The sequence below is a fragment of the Pseudomonas sp. 11/12A genome (genome assembly GCF_000800055.1).
Lineage (GTDB): Bacteria > Pseudomonadota > Gammaproteobacteria > Pseudomonadales > Pseudomonadaceae > Aquipseudomonas > Aquipseudomonas mohnii.
In genome coordinates this window covers 4,846,602-4,867,482 of the sequence record NZ_JUGV01000001.1, presented here as the reverse complement: position 1 = coordinate 4,867,482, position 20,881 = coordinate 4,846,602, and the positions used below count along the sequence as shown (strand labels likewise).

14 protein-coding genes and 1 tRNA gene are annotated in these 20,881 nt (G+C 60.5%); 3 read left to right on the top strand and 12 right to left on the bottom strand.

The window, feature by feature from the left end; all coding sequences use genetic code 11:
* Window positions 1-133 precede the first annotated feature (133 nt).
* From pqqB to GQ39_RS22435, 6 genes are all read right to left on the bottom strand, one after another.
* Complete coding sequence (gene pqqB / locus GQ39_RS22455; RefSeq protein WP_047534191.1) at window positions 134-1,045, bottom strand: pyrroloquinoline quinone biosynthesis protein PqqB; 912 nt, start codon at window positions 1,043-1,045, stop codon at window positions 134-136.
* A gap of 86 nt (window positions 1,046-1,131) precedes the next feature.
* On the bottom strand, window positions 1,132-1,206 hold the full coding sequence (pqqA, locus tag GQ39_RS31740) for a pyrroloquinoline quinone precursor peptide PqqA (RefSeq protein WP_009045898.1): 75 nt from the start codon (window positions 1,204-1,206) through the stop codon (window positions 1,132-1,134).
* A 155-nt stretch (window positions 1,207-1,361) separates the two neighbouring features.
* Complete coding sequence (pqqF, locus tag GQ39_RS22450; RefSeq protein ID WP_047534189.1) at window positions 1,362-3,779, bottom strand: pyrroloquinoline quinone biosynthesis protein PqqF; 2,418 nt, start codon at window positions 3,777-3,779, stop codon at window positions 1,362-1,364.
* A 38-nt stretch (window positions 3,780-3,817) separates the two neighbouring features.
* Entirely contained in the window at window positions 3,818-4,612 is a 795-nt protein-coding gene (locus GQ39_RS22445) for a carbon-nitrogen hydrolase family protein (RefSeq protein ID WP_047534186.1), read from the bottom strand.
* Window positions 4,613-4,624: 12 nt separating this feature from the next.
* A complete protein-coding gene (locus tag GQ39_RS22440) occupies window positions 4,625-6,307 on the bottom strand; it encodes a flavin monoamine oxidase family protein (RefSeq protein WP_047534184.1) in 1,683 nt (560 codons plus the stop codon).
* 221 nt (window positions 6,308-6,528) lie between these two features.
* Entirely contained in the window at window positions 6,529-6,990 is a 462-nt protein-coding gene (locus GQ39_RS22435) for an Lrp/AsnC family transcriptional regulator (RefSeq protein WP_007904219.1), read from the bottom strand.
* A 175-nt stretch (window positions 6,991-7,165) separates the two neighbouring features.
* Here GQ39_RS22435 and GQ39_RS22430 point away from each other — a divergent pair, with 175 nt between their 5' ends.
* Both GQ39_RS22430 and GQ39_RS22425 read left to right on the top strand, forming a co-directional pair.
* A complete protein-coding gene (locus GQ39_RS22430) occupies window positions 7,166-9,520 on the top strand; it encodes a glucose/quinate/shikimate family membrane-bound PQQ-dependent dehydrogenase (RefSeq protein ID WP_047534181.1) in 2,355 nt (784 codons plus the stop codon).
* 168 nt (window positions 9,521-9,688) lie between these two features.
* Window positions 9,689-10,309: a peptidase M41 gene (locus GQ39_RS22425; RefSeq protein ID WP_047539098.1), complete on the top strand. Its 621-nt coding sequence runs from the start codon at window positions 9,689-9,691 to the stop codon at window positions 10,307-10,309.
* 176 nt (window positions 10,310-10,485) lie between these two features.
* Here GQ39_RS22425 and GQ39_RS22420 read toward each other — a convergent pair.
* From GQ39_RS22420 to rpsU, 5 genes are all read right to left on the bottom strand, one after another.
* Window positions 10,486-10,562: transfer RNA gene (locus GQ39_RS22420), tRNA-Ile, on the bottom strand.
* A gap of 15 nt (window positions 10,563-10,577) precedes the next feature.
* A complete protein-coding gene (locus tag GQ39_RS22415; RefSeq protein WP_047534178.1) occupies window positions 10,578-14,324 on the bottom strand; it encodes a bifunctional diguanylate cyclase/phosphodiesterase in 3,747 nt (1,248 codons plus the stop codon).
* Window positions 14,325-14,447: 123 nt separating this feature from the next.
* Window positions 14,448-16,295: an RNA polymerase sigma factor RpoD gene (rpoD, locus tag GQ39_RS22410; protein WP_047534175.1), complete on the bottom strand. Its 1,848-nt coding sequence runs from the start codon at window positions 16,293-16,295 to the stop codon at window positions 14,448-14,450.
* 67 nt (window positions 16,296-16,362) lie between these two features.
* The gene (gene dnaG / locus GQ39_RS22405) at window positions 16,363-18,342 is read right to left on the bottom strand and encodes a DNA primase (RefSeq protein ID WP_047534172.1); all 1,980 of its coding nucleotides are present in this window, start codon (window positions 18,340-18,342) and stop codon (window positions 16,363-16,365) included.
* Window positions 18,343-18,821: 479 nt separating this feature from the next.
* On the bottom strand, window positions 18,822-19,037 hold the full coding sequence (rpsU, locus tag GQ39_RS31735) for a 30S ribosomal protein S21 (RefSeq protein ID WP_002551877.1): 216 nt from the start codon (window positions 19,035-19,037) through the stop codon (window positions 18,822-18,824).
* A 199-nt stretch (window positions 19,038-19,236) separates the two neighbouring features.
* Here rpsU and tsaD point away from each other — a divergent pair, with 199 nt between their 5' ends.
* Complete coding sequence (gene tsaD / locus GQ39_RS22395; RefSeq protein WP_047534165.1) at window positions 19,237-20,262, top strand: tRNA (adenosine(37)-N6)-threonylcarbamoyltransferase complex transferase subunit TsaD; 1,026 nt, start codon at window positions 19,237-19,239, stop codon at window positions 20,260-20,262.
* 23 nt (window positions 20,263-20,285) lie between these two features.
* On the opposite strand, the gene plsY is transcribed toward tsaD, so the two are convergent.
* Window positions 20,286-20,855, bottom strand: a complete 570-nt coding sequence (gene plsY, locus GQ39_RS22390; protein WP_047534163.1) for a glycerol-3-phosphate 1-O-acyltransferase PlsY — start codon at window positions 20,853-20,855, stop codon at window positions 20,286-20,288.
* Window positions 20,856-20,881: the final 26 nt, after the last annotated feature.

The window sequence follows — 20,881 nt, the reverse complement described above, 5'->3', positions numbered from 1 at the left end:
TCTCCGGGGGCAACCGATGGATTCTGTGGTGTCTGCACCGGCCTCATCGCCAGCAGGCTGGCTCCCACAGTGATCGCGTTCCCTCTGTGGGAGCCAGCCTGCTGGCGATGGACCGCGCAGCGGTCTCGGCTACTTACAAAACAATACTCATGCCGTCATACGCCACTTCAACCTGGCGCCGATCCAGTTCCGCGCGTTGCGGCGAATCCTCATCGAGAATCGGGTTGGTGTTGTTGATGTGGATAAGGACTTTGCGCTGCGTGGGCAGTTGCTCCAGAACTTCGAGCATGCCGCCGGGGCCATTCTGCGCCAGGTGACCCATCTCCCGCCCGGTGCGGGTGCCGACGCCACGGCGCTGCATTTCGTCGTCGTCCCACAGCGTGCCGTCCACCAGCAGGCAATCGCTGCCGGCCATGATCTCCAGCAACGGCGCATCGACCTTGCCCAGGCCCGGTGCGTAGAACAGTTTGCCACCCGTGTTGATGTCTTCAACGATCAGGCCGATGTTGTCCCCAGGGTGCGGGTCGAAGCGATGGGGTGAGTAGGGCGGCGCGGCGCTACGCAGCGGCAGCGGGGTGAAGCGCAGGTTGGGGCAGGCGGGGACGCTGAAGCTCTGATCGAGTTCGATGCGGTTCCAGGTCAGGCCGCCATTCCAGTGGGTCAGCATGTTGAACAGCGGGAAACCGCTGCTCAGGTCTTCGTGGACCATGTCCGTGCACCAGACCTGATGCGGACACCCTTCACGCAGCATGAGCAGGCCGGTGGTGTGGTCGATCTGGCTGTCCATCAGAATGATCGCGCCGATCCCGGTATCACGCAGGGCGCGGCCGGGTTGCATCGGGGCGAAGCTCTGGAGCTGGGCGCGGATGTCCGGCGAGGTGTTGCACAGCACCCAATTGACCCCGTCATCGGAAATCGCGATCGACGATTGAGTGCGCGCCCTGGCATTCAGGCTACCGTCGCGAAAACCTGCGCAGTTCGCGCAGTTGCAGTTCCATTGGGGGAAACCGCCGCCAGCGGCGGATCCCAGGATCTGGACAAACATGGAGGCTCCCATCATTCAACAGCTGAAAATAAAAACGCCTCGGCAAACCGAGGCGTTGGACCGCATGTTCTGCCTGGCGGCAGGACTCAACGGCTGGCGAAGTACATGGTGACTTCAAAGCCGATACGCAGGTCGGTGTAAGCAGGTTTGGACCAGGACATGGGAGCGCTCCTTCAGGTGATGGGACAGTTGAGATCTATACATATAGTCCACCTCCAGCAGGAGATGTTCAGATAGTTAGGCAGCTATGTTACTTAAAATTTCACAATAATTGGCCGCAAATGTTCGAAAAAGTTAATTGCGGCCTCAGTAACGATCATTTTGTCACTTGCCAGGGCGAACCGGGGCAACTCCCGTTGGACAGGCAGCGCCAGCCGCCTTCGGCCTGTTTCAGGCGTTGGGCAGCGGCGATGAGTGTCGGTCGATCAACCAGCAGAATTGCCTGGGGCAGTTGACTCAGATAATCCGACGAGCGGCCCGCCAGTTTGCCCTGCCACAGCAGTTCGGCCGCTTGGGCGTCGGGCAACACGGTACTGGCGAATTGGTCGGCCAGGGTCTGGCGCAGGGCGATGAAACTCTCGTCATCGATGTCCCGGATCATCGGCGGTAACCCGTCCAGGAACTGCTCGATGTGTTGCAGCAGGTCGACCGGCTCGACACTTGGCGATTGCACACCGAATAGCAGTCCAGTCTGCCCGTGCATCTGGCGCAAGGCACTGAACACCGCATAGCCGAGTTGCAACTCCACCCGCAGGCGCTGGTAGAACGGCGTCTGGCAGACGTGTGCCAGCAGGCGCCACGCGGCTTCGTCAGCGATCGCGTTCGCGGATGGGCAGAACAGCAGCAACGCGTGTTCGCTGGTGCCGGTATCGATGGTGCTCCACAGAGGTTGCGGCTGGCTCGATGGCGGCGGTGTCAGCTGACTGTCCGGCGTGCCGGGGATGCGGCTCAATGCCACGCCCATGGCCGCTTGGGTCTGTACCGACAGGCCTATCGCCAGGCCATCCCAGCGGGCGCTTGACCAGAGTTGTTGCAGATCATCCGAGAGTGCGCAGGGCTCGAGGCAGCAACCGGGCAGCGCCTTGAGCAGCTGCCGAATGGGCATCAAGGCTGATTCATCCTGCGAACCGTCGATTTCAGGTTTCGCCAGCGCTTTCAGCACATGCTCCAGTACAACGGGCATCGGCTCCTGCAGTCCGGTCATCTTAAGCAACCATTCATTGCCCGAGGCGTTGAACGAGACATCCACACCCGCTTGCCGCGCCTCCTCGCGCAATGGCTGCAGATAATTGTCCAGACCCGATTGCAGGAGAGTGCCCGGTGCCGCATCAAGACGCCAACGCAGATACACGGCCCCTTGTGCACCGCTGTCCGACAACGCCTGGCTGAACTGCATGGGCGAGCGTTCGCGACGAGTGCGCGAGCGATCCTGGGCAAAGGTGCGCAGGCCACGGTGGGCGCTGGTCTGGCCACGAATCAAGCCGGCGTTGGGGGCAGGCGCATCGGAGCGCAGGAAGGGATTGGGAGTCGGCAGTTGCCATTGGCCGCTGAAGTTATCCACAGCGCCGATTTGATTCAGCACGTGCCTGAGGGCCGTCGCACCCTGTTCGGATAACCCGGCTTCGAGTTGTTCGCTGTCCAGTCGGGCCAGTTGCAGGGCTGTGGCGACGTGCTGCTGGCATTGCAGCAGGGCGGCGTATTCGGTGCTCAACGCGCTCCAGTCTTGCCGGGCGAAAAAGCCCAGCCAATCCAGCAACTGCTCGCGAATCGCCGTTGAAGGTGCACTGGCACTCAGCGTGAATTCAATATGCAACAAGGCTTGCCCGGCAAATTGATACAGCGGCGCCGCTTTCAGGTGGGTGGCCCAGCCCCGGTCGCGTAAACCGGCCAGCAGCCCGCCGGGCTTGGCGCTGTTCAGCCAGTGGCACAGGAACGCCAACGCGTCAGCCGATGAGTCGGGCAGTGCTTCGAGGGCGAACAACTGATGCAGGCGATGGGCGTCCACCTGTTGATAACGGTTGTCGGCAGTGCCCATCAGCGGCGCAGGCGCTTGTTGGGTGATCGTTTCGCCTGCGGGTATGGCATCAGCGAAAGCCTGGGCCAGCGCTTTCAACTCTTCCAGACTTTGCGGACCCGCCAGGCTCAGCGTCATCTGTCCGGCTTGATAGAAGCGCTGATAAAAATCCTGCAAGGCGTGCTGAAACTCCGGCTGCGATACCGGAAGGCTGTCGCGGTTGCCGGCGTGAAAGCCGCGCAATGGATGCGTTTCACTCAGCCCGTTGAACAGCGCCAGTTGCTGTTGGGCCGTGGCGTCCTTGGACCAGGCGATAAACTCGGCCTGCAGCACTTCTCTTTCGCGCTGCTGATCGTCCGGATTCATGCGCGGGTGAGCGAGCATGTCTGACAGACGCTCCAGCCCACCGGCCAATGCCTGCGTTGGCAATTCGAAGAAGTAGTCGGTGGTGCGCTCATTGGTGCGCGCGTTGACCTGCCCACCATGACCCTGGACGTAGGCCATCAACCCCTGGTCCGCAGGAAACCGATCGGTGTGCAGAAACAGCAGATGCTCGAGAAAGTGCGCCAGGCCGGGCCAGGCCAGCGGCACATCGTGGCTGCCCGCGGCGACTCGCAACGCCGCTGCGCAGCGCTTCAAATCCGGCGCATGACGCAGCGTCACCCGCAGACCGTTGGCCAGGGTTTCAGAAGGGGGGCGAGGGTGATTCAGCGCAGGCATGGGCACTTCCAGAACAGTGAAGTGCCAATGCTAGCGGATTAGTGCTTGTTCAGCGCGCCGTAAAGCTCGGGGCGGCGATCGAGGAGGTAGCGATTGGCGGCGCGGGAATCGACCATCAACTGACGATCCAGCTCACCGACGATCAATGTCTCATCAAGGCCGGCCTGAGCGATGCGGCTGCCGTCCGGTGCGGCGATGCTGCTCTGGCCGCAGTAGTGGATGTCGCCTTCGTGCCCGCAGTAGTTGGCGTAGGCCACGTAACACTGGTTTTCAAAGGCGCGGGCGCGGACGGTGACATCCGCGATGAAATCGAAGGGGATCATGTTCGCCGTCGGCACCAGGATCAGCTCGGCGCCTTCGAGGGCCAGGCGTCGGGCATTTTCCGGAAACTCCAGGTCGTAGCAGATCAGGAAGCCGATCTTCCAGCCGTTCAGTTCAACGACCGGAAAATCGTTGGTGCCGGGGCTGAACATCGAGCGGTCGAGGTCGCCGAACAGGTGCGTCTTGCGGTAGTTGCACAGGCGTTCGCCATTGGCGTCGATCAACTGCACGGCGTTGTAGATCTGCCCGTCCTCGGTGCGTTCGGGATAGCCATACAAGATGGCGATCCCGGCCGCCTTGGCGATGCGCGCGACCTGTTGCGCCGACTCACCGTTGTACACCTCCGCCAGCACGCTGACGGCATCGACGCCAATGTTGTAGCCAGTCAGGAACATCTCCGGCAGCACCAGCAAATCGGCGCCTTTAGCCTCCAGCGCAAGCTGGTGCAAGCGTTGCAGGTTGCCGGCAACCTCCAGGGGCAACGGTGGACATTGGTAAAGGGCTACGCGCATTTCGGATTCCTCTTACTCGGGCAGGGCGATCGGTCCGATCTCGTTGAACACATCACCTGGACCCGGATTCTCGGCGTGAGTTGCACCGCCGAAGTGTTTCATGATCCCCCATACCGCGTTGAGCGACGTCTGCACCGCGCCTTCGACCCAGGCAGGCGTCCACGAAACATCGTCACCGGCAATGAAGATCCCGCGCTGTTCTGCTGGCATGTCTTCCTGCATGAAGTGCGCGTACATGCGCTGGTTGTAGCGGTAGTGGCCGGGCAGGGCGCCTTTGAAGGCACCGAGGAAATGCGGGTCGGCTTCCCAGGACACGGTGATTGGATCGCCGATGATGCGCGCGGCGATGTCGACTTTCGGGTAGATCTTTTTCAGTGCATCCAGCGCCAGCTTCACGCGTTTTTCCACCGGGTGCGGGAGCATTTTCAGCGCATCGCTCATCCACGAGTACGACAGGCAAATCACCCCCGGCTTGTCGTCGCCGTTGTCGAACAGGTAGGTGCCACGGGTCAGGCGATCGGTGAGGGTCATGCTCATCAGGTCGCGGCCGGTTTCCGGGTCCTTGTCCTTCCAGAACGGACGGTCGACCATCACGAAGGTTTTCGACGATTGCATGTAGCGGGTACGGTCCAGGGCCATCCACATCTTTTGCGAGAACAGGGTTTCGTCGCATTCGATCTGGGTGGTCAGCAGCCAGCTCTGGCAGGTGGTCAGCACCGCGGCATATTCGCGGGTGTCGCCGTTGTTGTCGGTCACCGCAAAACGGCCACCGGGGGCGTGGGCGATTTTTTTCACGCCGGAGCGCGGGGCGCCCCGGTGCAACGATTTAAGGCTGGTGCCTTCAGGCCAGTGCACGCAACGTTCCGGCACATGACGCCAGATCCCTTGCGGTACTTGCTCGACACCACCGACCACCAGGTGCTGGTGGTCGTCGCAGTTGGTCATGACCACGCGGAAGATTTCCAGCATCGAGTTCGGGAAGTCGGAGTCCCAGCCGCCGGTGCCGAAACCGACCTGGCCGAACACTTCACGGTGATGGAACGACAACTTGGCGAATGCCTTGGACGTGGCGACGAAGTCGTAGAACGTGCGGTCGTCCCACAGCGGCACCAGGGTATTCCACAGTTCTTTGAGGCGTGGCACATCGCGGTCGCGAATGGCCTGCTGGATTTCGCCGAAGCGCGAGCCGTCTTCCAAGGCATCGGCCCAGGCGTCAGCGACTTCCTGGAACAGTGCAGGAAGATCCGCCAGTTTCTGTGCGTAATGGGTTTGGCCTTCCAGGTCGATCACGGTGCTGCCCGAGGCGGGCGTCAACGGGTTGGGGAAGGGTTTGGTCTCAAGACCGAGCTTGTCGACATAGTGGTAGAACGCGGTGGACGACACCGGGAAACGCATACCGCCCAGTTCGGCGACGATGCCATCGGTCCCGTTGAAGGTCTGTGAGCGCAGGCGGCCGCCCATCTTCGACGCTTCGTAAACCACCGGCTTGAGACCGAGTTTCATCAGTTCGTAAGCCGCCACCAGCCCGGCGATGCCGGCGCCAACGATTGCCACTTCGGCACCATGGTTATGCTCGGGAATGCTGCCCAGCCCGGCCGGGTGTTCGATCCAGTCGTCGAAGGCGAAAGGAAAATCCGGGCCGAAAATGGTGACTGGTTTCTTACCGTCTGCAGGGTGGCGATTGTTCTTGTTCATGGCTGACCTTACTGGCGACCGGACGCAGGGTGCGCGTCTGAGTATAGGAAAAGATGCCGGCCATTCTAGAGAGCGTAGAACACGTTAATAAGACGCAAAGTGTCGTCGTTTTGCCATATTAATGATCAATATGACGAAAGTGCTGTGCACATTGTCCACTGTGGGAGCGGGCTTGCCCGCGAAGAGGCCCGATCAGACAACGACTATCTACGGGCGGAGCCTCAAACCGGCTGCCCCCGATCGATCTTGCTACTCAAGATGATCGAGGTCGTGGTCTTCTCCACCCCATCGACACTGCCGATCTGATCCAGCAACTGATCCAGTTGCTCCGGTGAATCAGTGCGCAACCACGCCACATAATCAAATTCGCCACTTACGGCACACAACTGCTGCACCTGTGCCATGGCGCTCAGGCGTCGCAGCACTTCCTTGCCTGAGCGCGGCTGCACGGTAATCCCCACGTATGCCTGCAATCCGCCGTCGACCACACGCTGACCCAGGCGAACGCCATAACCGGTAATCACTTTGGCTTTTTCCAGGCGCGCCAATCGCGAAGTGACGGTGGTGCGCGCGATGCCCAGTTGTCGGGCAAGCATGGCCACACTTTCGCGGGCGTTGATCTGCAGGGCCGCGATCAGCTGGCGGTCGATTTCATCAAGAGCGGGCGGGCGAGTGTCAGGCAAAGCATCATCTCCAGCGGCACGGATCAATGGGCACGTATGTTACCGCCACATCTCATCGAGCGGATGTTTGATCTAGGCTCACTACCGCTCATGCCATTTTCATCTGCGACAATTTGCCATAAGTAACTAGGTAGTACATTATTCCGCGCTTGTCACAAATGGGGATAATTCCGACATGAATAATTCTGGGGCTGCCGCCGGCAGCCAATGGTTGCTGGCGGGGCTGGGTGTTCTGATTGCACTGATCGGGCTCGGCCTGGCGGGTGGTGGTGGCTACCTGATTTCACTCGGTGGCAGCGGGTATTTCCTGCTGATGGGCCTGGCGATGCTGGTCTCCGGCCTGATGATTGCCCGCCGTAAACCGGCTGGCGCCTGGCTGTATGGTCTGGCGCTGATCCTGACCGCGATCTGGGCCGTGTGGGATGCCGGCCTCGAGTATTGGCCGCTGGTCTCGCGCGTGCTGACCTTTGCCGTGATCGGCCTGGTCGTGGCGCTGATCTATCCGACGCTGGTACGGGCCTCGGGCGCGTCCGCAGGGCGTGGCGCCTATGGGCTGGCCGGTATTCTGGCTGTCGGTGTCGTTGCCACCCTGGCCTACATGTTTGTGCCGACCCACGTGGTCAAGGCCACCACCGAACCTGCCGTCACGCCGGTCGCGCCGGGCAGCGAGCAGAAAGACTGGGCACACTGGGGCAACACCACCGCCGGCAACCGCTTTGCCGCGCTGGACCAGATCAACAAGGGCAACATCGACAAATTGCAGGTGGCCTGGACCTTCCGTACCGGCGACATCCCGCAAAGCACCGGCGCCGGTGCCGAAGACCAGAACACACCGCTGCAAATCGGTGACACGGTCTACACCTGCACCGCCTATGGCAAAGTCTTCGCCCTGGATGCCGACACCGGCGCTGAGCGCTGGAAGTTCGACCCGCAAGGCTCTGCGCCGAACTGGCAGCGTTGCCGTGGCCTGGGCTATTCCGAAGCCCCGGCACCTGCAGGTGCTCAGCCAACGGCCTGTACGAAACGTCTGTTCCTGCCGACCGGCGATGCGCGTTTGATCGCCATCAATGCCGAAACCGGCAAGCCTTGCGAAGCGTTCGGCAACCAAGGCACGGTCGACCTGAAAACCGACATGGGTGAAGTGAAGCCCGGTTACTACCAGCAGACTTCAACGCCATTGGTCGCCGGAGACGTGGTGATCGTCGGTGGTCGCGTGGCCGACAACTATTCCACCGGCGAACCGCCAGGCGTGGTTCGTGCCTACGACGTGCGCAGTGGCGAACTGGTGTGGGCGTGGGATCCGGGCAATCCGAACACCACCAAACGTCCGCCAGCGGGTGAGACGTATACCCGTGGCACGCCGAACGTGTGGTCGGCCATGTCCTACGACGCCAAGCTCGGTCTGGTCTACTTGCCAACCGGCAACGCCACCCCGGACTTCTTCGGCGGCCAGCGTACCGAGTTCGACGACAAGTGGAACTCCTCCATCGTCGCCGTCGACGTGAAGACCGGTCAGGTGCGCTGGCACTTCCAGACCACTCACCACGATCTGTGGGACTTCGACCTGCCGGCACAACCCCTGCTGTACGACGTGCCGGACGATAAGGGCGTTATGCAGCCGGCGCTGGCCCAAGTCACCAAACAGGGCGAGATCTTCCTGCTCAACCGCGCAACCGGCGTGCCGATCGCGCGCGTTGAAGAACGCCCGGTACCCCAGGGCCATGTGCCTGGCGAACGCTACTCGCCGACCCAGCCGTTCTCGGTGGACATGCCTTCGATCGGCAACAAGACCCTGACCGAATCCGACATGTGGGGTGCCACGCCGTTCGACCAGTTGATGTGCCGCATCCAGTTCAAGGGCATGCGTCACGAAGGCGTCTACACCCCGCCGGGTATGGACCGCGCACTGCAATTCCCGGGCTCGTTGGGTGGCATGAACTGGGGCAGCGTCTCGGTGGATCCGCACACGAACTACATGTTCGTCAACGACATGCGCCTGGGCCTGGCCAACTACATGATCCCGCGCGACAAGATCGGCGCCGGGGCCAGCGGCATCGAAATGGGTGTGGTGCCGCAAGAAGGCACGCCATTCGGTGCCATGCGCGAACGCTTCCTCTCGGCGGTCGGCATTCCGTGCCAGAAACCACCATTCGGCACGATGTCCGCCATCGACCTCAAGACCCACAAACTGATGTGGCAAGTCCCGGTCGGCACCGTGCAAGACACCGGCCCGCTGGGCATTCGCATGCACCTGCCGATCCCGATCGGCATGCCGACCCTCGGCGCTTCGCTCGCGACCCAGTCCGGCCTGCTGTTCTTCGCCGGCACCCAGGACTTCTACCTGCGTGCTTTCGATACCGGCAACGGCAATGAGATCTGGAAGTCGCGCCTGCCAGTGGGCAGTCAGTCCGGGCCGATGACCTACGTTTCGCCGAAGACGGGTAAGCAGTACATCCTGCTCACCGTAGGCGGTGCACGTCAGTCGACGGACCGTGGGGACTATGTGATTGCGTATGCGTTGCCGAAGTAACGTGAGGTAGGAGCGAGCCCGCTCGCGAAGGTCGTGAACGATAACGCGTGCCGTCTGAATGGACGCGATGCTTTCAAGTTCATCGCGAGCAGGCTCGCTCCCACACTGCGCGGGGCGCTAGAGTTACTCGTAGTCGAATGCTGGAACCAAGGTTCAGATGCAATGGAAATGACGAGGAAGCTGCCTCCCGCAGTACGCAACCGCGCCTTGCAAATCGCCCATCACGAAATGGGCCACTACGTCGTGGCCCGTGCGTTGGGCTTTGAAACAGGTGGCGTCACCCTGACTGTGACCATGGACTTGCGGCACAAAGGAGGCGCAACCATCAATCTGGTGCGGCCCATCTCGTCGATGGACGCCATGAGGGCCTATCTGGAAGCCCGGATCATCATGCTTTTCGCGGGCGCGATGGCCCAGACGTTACCTTCAGCACCTGTCGGCGCAAAACGCGTCGACCTGTCGGACGCTGCAGCCATCCTCAACGGGGCGCTCGGTGCTGAGCGGGACGACGCAAAAATCAGGGAGCTGCGGCACCTGCTACGCAACATCAGCTATCCCGACACAGGCCTCACATCACCTGACCGCATCGCGACCGAACTGAAAGCGATCAATGATCGCCTGTGGCTGCGGGCTCAAGAAATGGTTGAGGCCTGGGCAGAGACCATCACAGGGCTGGGCGCTGCGCTGGTGGATCGCATGGTTTTAGTGGAGCAATGGGGCAGGCCGGCGGATACGTATGAAGTGGTGTTGACGGGTGTGAGTCTTGAGCAGATCTGGCCGGTGTGCTGAAACGCGCCGAATCCATGGTAGGAGCAAGCTTGCTCGCGAGAGTCATGAACGATTACGCGAAAGCCCCGCCAGTGAACGAAACTAAAAACGGTAGGCGGTAAAGCTCGAGACCCTTGTCAGTTGAGCGATAAAACGCCCAGACACGAAAAAGCCGCGCAATGCGCGGCTTTCTTGTTTGGTGGGCCCACACGGACTTGAACCGTGGACCAAAGGATTATGAGTCCTCTGCTCTAACCAACTGAGCTATAGGCCCTCAGTAGGCCGCGGATTATAGCGACGGTTTCGCGGCTGTGCTATCCGAAAAGTCTGAAACGGTTGAACGAAGAAACGTCGCGGCAAATTCGTCGGGGGGCAGGGGCAGGCTGACGATGTAGCCCTGGATCTGCTCGCAGCCTTCGTCGGCCAGGAATTGCTGCTGCGCGTGAGTCTCCACGCCTTCGGCAATCACGGTGAACTGCATGCTGCGGCCGAGGGCGATGATGGCGCGCACGATGGCGGCGTCGTGCGGGTCATCGGGCAGGCCGCGAACGAAGGATTGGTCGATTTTGAGTATGTCCAGAGGCAGGCGCTTGAGGTAGCTCAGTGACGAGTAGCCTGTTCCGAAGTCGTCGATCGCCAGTTGCACGCCCAGATGCTTGAGTTGGTGCAGCACCGCCAGCGCTTCCTCGGCCTGGCTCATGATGAAGTTTTCGGTGATTTCCAGCTGCAGGAAACCCGGTTTGAGGTGGTTGTCCTTGAGCAGTTGTTCGATGCGGCCGAGCAGGTTGGGTTGGCGCAACTGAGCGCCCGCCAGGTTGACGGACAGCGGGCCGAGGCCGTCGTAGGTCAGGTTCCATTCGTGCATTTGCCGGCAGGCGGTTTCGAGCACCCAATCGCCGATCTGCAGGATCATGCCGTTCTCTTCGGCCAGGGAGATGAAGTGCTCCGGCGGTACGTCGCCGAAGGTCGGATGGCGCCAGCGAATCAGCGCTTCGGCGCCCACCAGGCGATAGTCGTCGAGGCTGATTTTCGGTTGGTAGTAGAGCTGCAGCTCGTTGCGCTCGATGGCGCGACGCAGTTCATGTTCCAGTGCCACTCGCTCACTGGCCTGCGCGGTGAGGTCGCGGGTGTAGCTTTCGACCCGGTTGCGGCCCTTGGCTTTGGAGCGGTACATCGCCGCGTCGGCGTTCTTGATCAGCGTGGCGACGTCGCCGCCGTCCTGTGGATAAAGGCTGGTGCCGATACTGGAGCTGATGAAAAACTCATGCTCGCCGGCCTGAAACGGAGCGGTGAAGCAGTTAAGCAGTTTGGTCGCGATGTTGTCGGCGTCGCTGGCTTGCTGCAGGCCGGGTAACAGGATGATGAACTCGTCGCCGCCCAGGCGCGCCACGGTGTCGATGTCGCGCAGCTGCTCTTTGAGTCGTACGGCAATGCCTTTGAGCAGCAGGTCGCCGACCGGGTGACCGAGGCTGTCGTTGATGTGTTTGAAACGGTCCAGATCCAGGAACAGCACCGCGCCCTGGCCGCCGTTCTCCTTCTGGGTATTGAGGGCAGTCAGCAGGCGGCTTTCGAATAGCGTGCGGTTGGGCAGGCCGGTGAGCGGGTCGTGGTGGGCCTGGTAATCGAGTCTGGCCTGGGCGTGTTTGAGGCTGGAAATGTCAGCGAACACGGCCACGAAGTGGGTGATGAACCTGTCCCGGTTGCGCACGGCGCTGATGGTCAGCCAGCTCGGGTAGAGCTCGCCGTTTTTGCGCCGGTTGGAAATCTCGCCTTGCCAGTGACCTTCGGCAGTCAATTGATGCCACATGGCGGCGTAGAACGCGCTGTCATGCAGGCCGGAAGCGAGCAGGCGCGGGGTATGGCCCAAGGCTTCGCTTTCGCTGTAACCGGTGATTTCGGTAAACGCGCGGTTGACGGCGCTGATGTGCTGCTGGGTATCGGTGATCAGTACGCCTTCGGCAGTGCTCTCGAATACCGTCGCCGCTTGTTGCAGTTTTTCCTGCATCAGGTGGCGCTCGGTAATGTCCCGAGCGATGGTCAGCATGCAGTCTTCGTCACCAATCGGTAGGGGGCGGCTGGACACTTCGCAGAGGCGGATCTGGCCGTCGCTGCGGCGAATATGGCAACTGAAGTCGCGGACAAAGCCGTCGCGGTGCAGCAGGTCGAGCATCTGCTTGCGCTCGTTGAGGTTGACCCAGATCCCCAGATCCAGCGCCGAACGGTCCACCGACATCGCGCTGTTGAACCCGGTAATGCGGCTGAACCCCTCGTTGACCTCGATCAGCAGGCCGTCGCTTTGCCGGGACAGCAACAAGCCGTCCGGCGAGGCGTGGAACGCCTTGGCGAATTTCTCTTCGGAGGTTTGCAGTTGTTGCTGGGTTTCCTTGAGCTGGGTGATATCGCGCACGACCACCACCAGCGCCGGGGTCGTATCGAGGTCAAAGGGCTCGGCGGAGATCAGGCCGGTAAACACCTGGCCATTGCTGCGACGAAAGGGCATCTCCAGGTTGCGGATGCTGCCGGCCTGCAAGCGCTGCAACAATCCCGGCCCGACGCCGGGTATGCCCCAGATATTGAGGTTGGTGGCGGTCTGGCCGATGACGTCCTCGGCCCGCAGGCCGATCTGTTCTTCGAACGCTTCGTTGACCTCCAGCAGGCAGCCGTCGGAAAGGCGTGCGATCACCAGGATGTCCGGGCATTGCTGGAACACCGAGGCAAACTTCTGCTCCGACAGGCGCAGGGCTTCTTCGGTGCGCTTGGCTTCGCTGATGTCGATCATCAATCCGCGCATCACCGGTTCGTGGCCATGTTCAATCAGGCTGACGATATCGCGCACCCACAGGCAGCGCCCATCGGCGGTGATGACCCGGTAATCGAGGCTGTGGTCGCGTCCGGCCAGCACTTCGTGATCACAGAAGTTCTGCGCGCGGGTCAGGTCGGCGGGGTGAATGATGTTGCGCCAGAAGCCCGGAATCAGCCAATGCGACAGCGGATAGCCGAGTAAGGCCTCCGCGTGGGGCGACACATAGCTGTAGGTGAAGTCGCTCATCCGCGCTTCCCAGGCAATAGCCGACAGGCTCTCCACCAGACCGCGGTAGTGGTATTCACTGCTGCGCAGTTCCTGTTCCAGATCGACGCGGCGGGCGATTTCCGAGCTCAGTCGGCGGTTGATCCGGATCACTACGGCCAGCACGATCATCAACAGCAGCAAACCCGGCAGGCCATAGACCAGCAGATCCGACCAGAAAGTCCGATGATCGAGGACGTTGCCTACCCAATGTTCCTGAATGGAACTGATTTCGGCCGGGCTCATGTCTGCCAGAACTTTATCCAGGATGCCGACCAGCATTTTGTTGTTGCGGGGCACGCCCATGGCCAATTGATAGCGATAGGGGGTTTCGCCGCTGACGTAGAGGCCGTCCAGCTTGAGCTGGCGCAGGCTCCAGACGCTGGAGGCAAGGTCGCCGACCACGGCGTCCACTTCGTCGGTGGCCAGCGCCTGCAAGGCCGAGCTGACGTTGGGCATCGCCACCAGATTCAAATCGGGGTTGTGGGTGCGTAACAATTCGTGGGGCGCGTAGTTTTCCACCACGGCAATTTTCAGCCCGTACAAGTCCTCGATTTTACGTGGCTGGGGCCCTCCGACATGGGCCAGGATGACAATCGGGAAATCCAGGTAGGGGCGGGTGAATGACAGGTAACTCTGGCGTTCCGGGGTCGACATGATGCCTGGCAAGAGATCCAGCTTGCCTTGTTTGGCTTGCTCCAGCACGACTGTCCAGCTGACCGGCTCGATAGGCGTCAGTTCAACCGCCAGTCGCCGGCGGATCAGGTCGATGTAGTCTGCCGCAAGGCCCTGATAGCGGCCCTGTTCGTCGCGAAACTCAAAGGGCGGCCATGATGCATCGACACCCAGGCGCAGGTCCGGGTGGGCCGCAAGCCAGCTACGTTCTTCGTCGGTCAGAGTCAGCGCGCCAGCCGTTGCGGTCCAGGTCATCAGCGACAGCAAAAAAAACACGGTCGGCAGTCTGGGCATAACGGTCTCGTTATGGCTCGGGGGAATGCTTCGAGTGTAGACGGGCAAATCGGCGGTAGGGGTAGCGCGGGGGATTTAATCTGTAGAAAGCAAAACCCCCGGCCTGGGCCGGGGGTTCTGTGATCACTCGTCGAGGAAGGAGCGCAGATGCTCGCTTCTCGTCGGGTGGCGCAGCTTGCGCAACGCCTTGGCTTCGATCTGACGAATCCGTTCACGGGTCACGTCGAACTGTTTACCAACCTCCTCGAGGGTGTGGTCGGTATTCATATCGATACCGAAGCGCATGCGCAGAACCTTGGCTTCACGTGCAGTGAGGCCGGAGAGTACTTCGCGAGTCGCTTCTTTAAGGCTCTCAACGGTGGCAACATCGATTGGCGACTGCATGGTCGAGTCTTCGATGAAGTCACCCAGATGGGAGTCTTCGTCATCACCGATCGGGGTTTCCATGGAGATCGGCTCTTTAGCGATCTTCAATACCTTGCGGATCTTGTCCTCAGGCATCTCCATGCGTTCGCCCAGCTCTTCCGGGGTCGGTTCACGACCCATTTCCTGCAGCATCTGACGGGAAATGCGGTTGAGCTTGTTGATCGTCTCGATCATGTGCACCGGAATACGGATGGTGCGGGCCTGGTCGGCGATCGAGCGAGTGATCGCCTGACGGATCCACCAGGTGGCATAAGTCGAGAATTTGTAGCCGCGGCGGTATTCAAACTTGTCTACCGCTTTCATCAAGCCGATGTTGCCTTCCTGGATCAGGTCGAGGAATTGCAGGCCACGGTTGGTGTACTTCTTGGCGATGGAGATCACCAGACGCAAGTTCGCTTCAACCATCTCTTTCTTCGCGCGGCGGGCCTTGGCCTCACCGATCGACATGCGACGGTTGATGTCCTTGATCTCGGCGATCGTCAAACCGGTTTCGGTTTCCAGCGCGGTCAGCTTTTGCTGGCAGCGAATGATGTCCGGCTGCAGGCGACCGATGGCTTCAGCGTATTTGCTTTTGCCTTTGGCCAGCGCGTCGGACCAGCTTTCGTCGACTTCATTGCCCGGGAACTGGCGCAGGAAATCAGCACGCGGCATGCGCGCATCACGAACGCAGAGCTGCATGATTGCACGCTCTTGCTGACGCAGACGATCCAGAGCACTGCGAACACGCTCGACCAGGCCTTCGAATTGCTTCGGCACCAGTTTGATCGGCATGAACAGGTCGGCCAGGGCCAACAGTTCGGCGATCGCCGCCTTGTTGTGGCGACCGTGCTTTTTCAGGGCCTTGCGGGTGATTTCCATCTGATCGGCCACAGCGCCAAAGCGCTGTGCAGCGATGATCGGATCCGGACCGCTTTCGGCTTCTTCCTCGTCGTCCGAAGCTTCGGCATCATCATCGTCGGAATCGTCGTCCGCTTTCACGGCTTTCGGATCGATCGGTGGTGGCACTTCGGCTGCAGGCGGCGCAATGCCGTCGTCCGGGTCGATATAACCGCTCAGGACGTCGGACAGGCGACCACCTTCGGAGGTGACGCGGGTGTACTCGGAGAGAATATGATCAACCGTGCCAGGGAAGTGCGCGATTGCGCCCATCACTTCACGGATGCCCTCTTCAATACGTTTGGCGATTTCGATTTCGCCTTCACGTGTGAGGAGCTCTACAGTACCCATTTCGCGCATGTACATGCGCACCGGGTCGGTAGTGCGACCAATGTCGGTCTCGACCGCTGCCAGCGCTGCTGCTGCCTCTTCGGCCGCGGCTTCGTCGGTATCGGCGTCGGCCAGCATAAGGGAATCCTTATCTGGCGCAACCTCGAATACGTTGATCCCCATGTCGTTGATCATGCGGATGATGTCTTCCACCTGTTCCGGATCTGAAATATCCTCCGGCAGGTGGTCGTTGACCTCCGCGTAAGTCAGGTAGCCCTGCTCACGACCAAGTGTGATCAACTCTTTGATACGAGACTGCTGTTGCGCTTTTCCGGACATAACACCCTATCCACTGAAGGTCTTGGCGGGCAAAAAACAAGCCGAGGATTATACCTGAGCTATGACCTCACGCGCCAGTTGAGGTCGGGTTTGGTACAGCCATATTGCGTTTTAATAGGTCGCGCATCTGATTTGCGATCTGATTTGCTTCCTCGGCAGTCAATCCTGGCTGCTTCGCTTTTCTGATGAGTTCTTCCAGGCTATCGGTGTGTTGACCCGCTGATAACCTAGTAATGGTGTCTAAAAACTGTTGTTCAAGGTTGTCGCCGTCAATCAGCCATTCCTTTTCGGCCAGGGCCTTCAGCAAGCGTCCCTGTTCAGTGCCGTGCCAGCGAGCCATTAACTGAATAGAGTTTAGCTTAGGGTTTTTTTGCACAGCCTCGATGAGGGCTACCAGCAATTGCCCATAAGTGCTGCTTTCATTGGCGAAGTGGTTGGCGGTTTCGACTTTGCCAGCCAGTTGCGGATGATGAATGAGCGTGCGCAACGCAATGAGTGTAGGTGCTTCGACGGCAATGGGTTTGCGCGGGGCACTCTGTTGATCGCGATCGCCGCCACGCTTGCCGTTCTTGTCCCAGGGTTTTTTGTCCCATTTCTTGCCGCCGGCACCGGGCTTCTTCGGTGTCCATTCCTGTTGCGGCACATACATTTCTTGCGATTGCGGCTGATGATAGTCGCTGTAATCAGGCATCGCGTCGTAATCGATGCCAGGGTCATAGGCGGGCGGCGCCTCGTGTGGCGCGCTTTGCGCCAGTTGGCTGACCGTTTCGCTGCTCAGGCCGGTAATTTCGGTCAGGCGCTGGCGCATCAGAATGCGCAGGTTGGCTCCCGGCACTTTGTCGATCAGCGGCGCTGCGAGGGTGGCCATGTGGGCCTTGCCTTCGAGGGAGCGCGGGTCCGATTCTTCCGTCAGTTGTTGAAAGAAATAATCTGCCAACGGCTGGGCGTGCTGGTTGATCCGTGCGCGGAAGGCATCGGTGCCTTCGGAGCGCACCAGGGTATCCGGGTCTTCGCCTTCGGGCAGGAACAGGAAGCGGGCCCGTCGCCCATCCTGCAGGCTTGGCAGGGTGGCTTCCAGTGCGCGCCACGCGGCGTTGCGACCCGCTTGGTCGCCGTCGAAGCAAAACAGCACGCTGGGCACGACACGGAACAGTCGCTTGAGGTGTTCTTCGCTGGTCGCGGTACCCAGGGTGGCGACAGCATTGCGCAGGCCTTGCTGGGCGAGGGCGATGACGTCCATGTAGCCTTCGACGACGATGATTTCGTCGAGGTTCCGGTTGTTCTTGCGGGCTTCATACAGGCCGTAGAGTTCCTGGCCTTTATGGAATACCGGGGTTTCCGGCGAGTTCAGGTATTTCGGTTTGTCGTCGCCCAGTACCCGGCCGCCGAAGGCAATGACACGCCCGCGACTGTCGCGGATCGGGAACATCACGCGGTCGCGGAAGCGATCATAGCGTTTGCCGGTTTCGGCGTTCTCGATCAATAGACCGGCATCGATCATGGCTTTCTGCTGCAGGGTATCGCTGCTCAAGTGCTTGAACAGGTTGTCCCAGCCAGGCGGTGCGAAGCCGAGGCCGAAGTCGCGGGCGATTTCGCCGGTCAGGCCGCGGCCTTTCAGGTAGTCCACTGCAGCTTTGCGCGATGGATGGCTTTTCAGGGCCTGACGGTAAAAGTCGGCCGCGGCGGTGAGCAGTGGATACAGCGGCGAATCGGTCGGCTGGCGCGGTTTGTGCGCGCGGCCGCTTTCTTCCCGTGGAACTTCCATGCCGGCCGCCTTGGCCAGGTCTTCGACAGCCTGGACGAAATCCAGGTTGTCGTGGTCCATGATGAAGCCCAGGGCATTGCCGCCGGCGCCGCAGCCGAAGCAGTAATAGAACTGCTTGTCGGGGCTGACGCTGAATGACGGAGTTTTTTCTTTGTGGAACGGGCAGCAGGCGGTGTAGTTCTTGCCGGCTTTTTTCATTTGCAGGCGCGAGCTGACCACATCGACGATGTCGGTGCGGTTCAGAAGGTCGTCAATGAAGCTCTGGGGAATTAGCCCGGCCATGGCGTTCTCGTCATCTGCGCTGATTGGGTCCGAAGCGAAGGGTAGTCGAACGAAGGTCATTGTTTGAGGCGCGCAAGATGGGCGGCTCGACCGGTGTCGTCTGCGTAATCGCTATCGGGAAATGTATCTGCCGAAAATCCCCTGACGTTAATGCCAATCAGTATTCGACTTTTTGAAAGTGTTGCGCTGAATCCGGCTGCGGCCAGTCATGGGCCTCGGATAGCTCATCATTTGCACGCGTGAGGTGCCTTGGGCTGATCGTCGTGAGAGGAATCAGTGGGTGTGCTCGTCAGTAGCCTTGAAAGGCTCGTCAGAAAAGACGTGCACCGCTGGCAAAAGAGCCAGGTCTGACGCGATGAAGCAGATTTGTCTCAGTCGCGTCTGCGGCTTCGACGGTGAAGCATCAAGCGTTTTACGCAAATGCCATTAGCCCGGCGGAGAGCCGGGCTTGGCAGAAGCTTGCTACGATCGTCTGTGTATTAGTACAGACGAACGGCGCGGCGCTGTTCGCGCTGAACTTTCTTGGCGTGACGCTTAACAGCGGCTGCTGCTTTGCGCTTACGCTCAGAAGTTGGCTTCTCGTAAAATTCGCGGCTACGAACTTCAGCCAGTACACCGGCTTTTTCGCAGGAGCGCTTGAAACGACGCAGAGCTACGTCGAAGGGTTCGTTCTCTTTTACTTTGACGGCTGGCATCCAGAGCTACCTTCATTCATTACCGGGGTCAACATCCTCGCGGCAAAAGAGCACTTGAAGACGTCGGTTTTTAAGGGTTGCGGATGTTAACCCCTCATCGCACGGAATGCAAAGCCTCTGATCGAAAACCGCTGGTCGGGGCATCACGCGACGACTATTATGCGCGCCTTCGAATTCAGCCTAAACAAGGCGCAAACCCATGCTAGTACTGGGATTAGAAACCTCCTGCGACGAAACCGGTGTCGCATTGTATGACAGTGAGCGTGGCCTGCTGGCCGATGCGCTGTTCAGCCAGATCGACCTGCATCGTGCCTATGGTGGCGTGGTGCCGGAGCTGGCCTCGCGTGACCACGTCAAACGCATGCTGCCCTTGATTCGTCAGGTGTTGGCCGAAGCCGACTGCGTGCCGACCGAGATCGATGCGATCGCCTACACCGCCGGTCCTGGCCTGGTAGGTGCGCTGCTGGTCGGCGCTTCCTGCGCTCAGGCACTGGCCTTCGCCTGGGGCATTCCGGCCCTTGGTGTACATCACATGGAAGGTCATTTGCTGGCGCCGATGCTGGAGTCGCAACCGCCGGAATTTCCGTTCGTCGCTTTGTTGGTTTCAGGTGGTCATACGCAACTGGTTCAAGTCGACGGGATCGGTCAATACACGCTTTTGGGCGAAACCCTGGATGACGCCGCCGGCGAAGCGTTCGACAAGACCGCGAAGATGATGGGCCTCAACTATCCAGGCGGCCCGGAAATCGCTCGACTGGCGGAGCAGGGGCTTGCAGGACGTTTCGTCTTCCCGCGTCCTATGTGTGACCGACCTGGCCTCGATTTCAGCTTCAGTGGCCTGAAAACCTTTGCCCTGAACACCTGGCAGCAGTGTGTGAGCGCCGGGGACGACAGCGAGCAAGCCCGTTGCGACATCTCGCTGGCGTTCCAGCAGGCCGTGGTGGAGACTTTGACCATCAAGTGCAAGCGTGCCCTGAAGGCGGCAGGCATGAAGCGTCTGGTGATCGCTGGCGGAGTCAGCGCCAACAAGGCGTTGCGCACGTCCCTGGAAAAAATGCTCGGCGACATGAAGGGCGATGTTTTTTATGCCCGTCCACAGTTCTGTACCGATAACGGTGCGATGATCGCTTTTGCCGGTTGTCAGCGTTTGCAGGCCGGTCAGCAGGAAAGCCTGGCGATCAGTGTCCAGGCGCGTTGGCCGATGGAGCAGTTGTCAGCGCTGTGATGAGTGGCGCTGCCGGGCGGCATTTAAAAATGCCGTTCGCGCCCGGCAAACAGGTCGCGTAGATTGCCGCGATGACGCCAGACGATCATCCCCGTGAGCGCGCTCATGGGCAGCAGCGCCGCCGGCTCTTGCCAGGCCAGCAATGGCAGGGTCAGTGGGGTGGCGATCAAGGCGGCCAACGAGCTGGTGCGGGTCAGGTAGAACGTCAGCAGCCAGGCACAGACCGCCAGTAAGGCCGCAGGCGGGTACAGGCCCAGCAACATGCCGGCAGCGGTGGCGACACCCTTGCCACCGCGAAAGCGAAAGTACAGCGGGAACAGGTGGCCGATGACGGCACAAACGCCGATCCAGGCCTGATCATGCAGGGAAAGTCCGGCAAAACCGGCGATCAGCACAGGCAGCAGGCCTTTGCAGAGGTCGCCGAGCAACGTCAGGACGGCGAGTTTTTTGCCGGCCAGGCGCAACATGTTGGTGGCGCCGGCATTGCCCGAGCCACTCATTCGCGGATCGGGGTTTCCGGTCAGGCGGCTGAGCAAAATGGCGAAGGACAGAGAGCCGAGCAGGTAGGCGAGGATCGCCAATAACCAAAACATGCTAACTATTCCGGGCGAGGACGCCC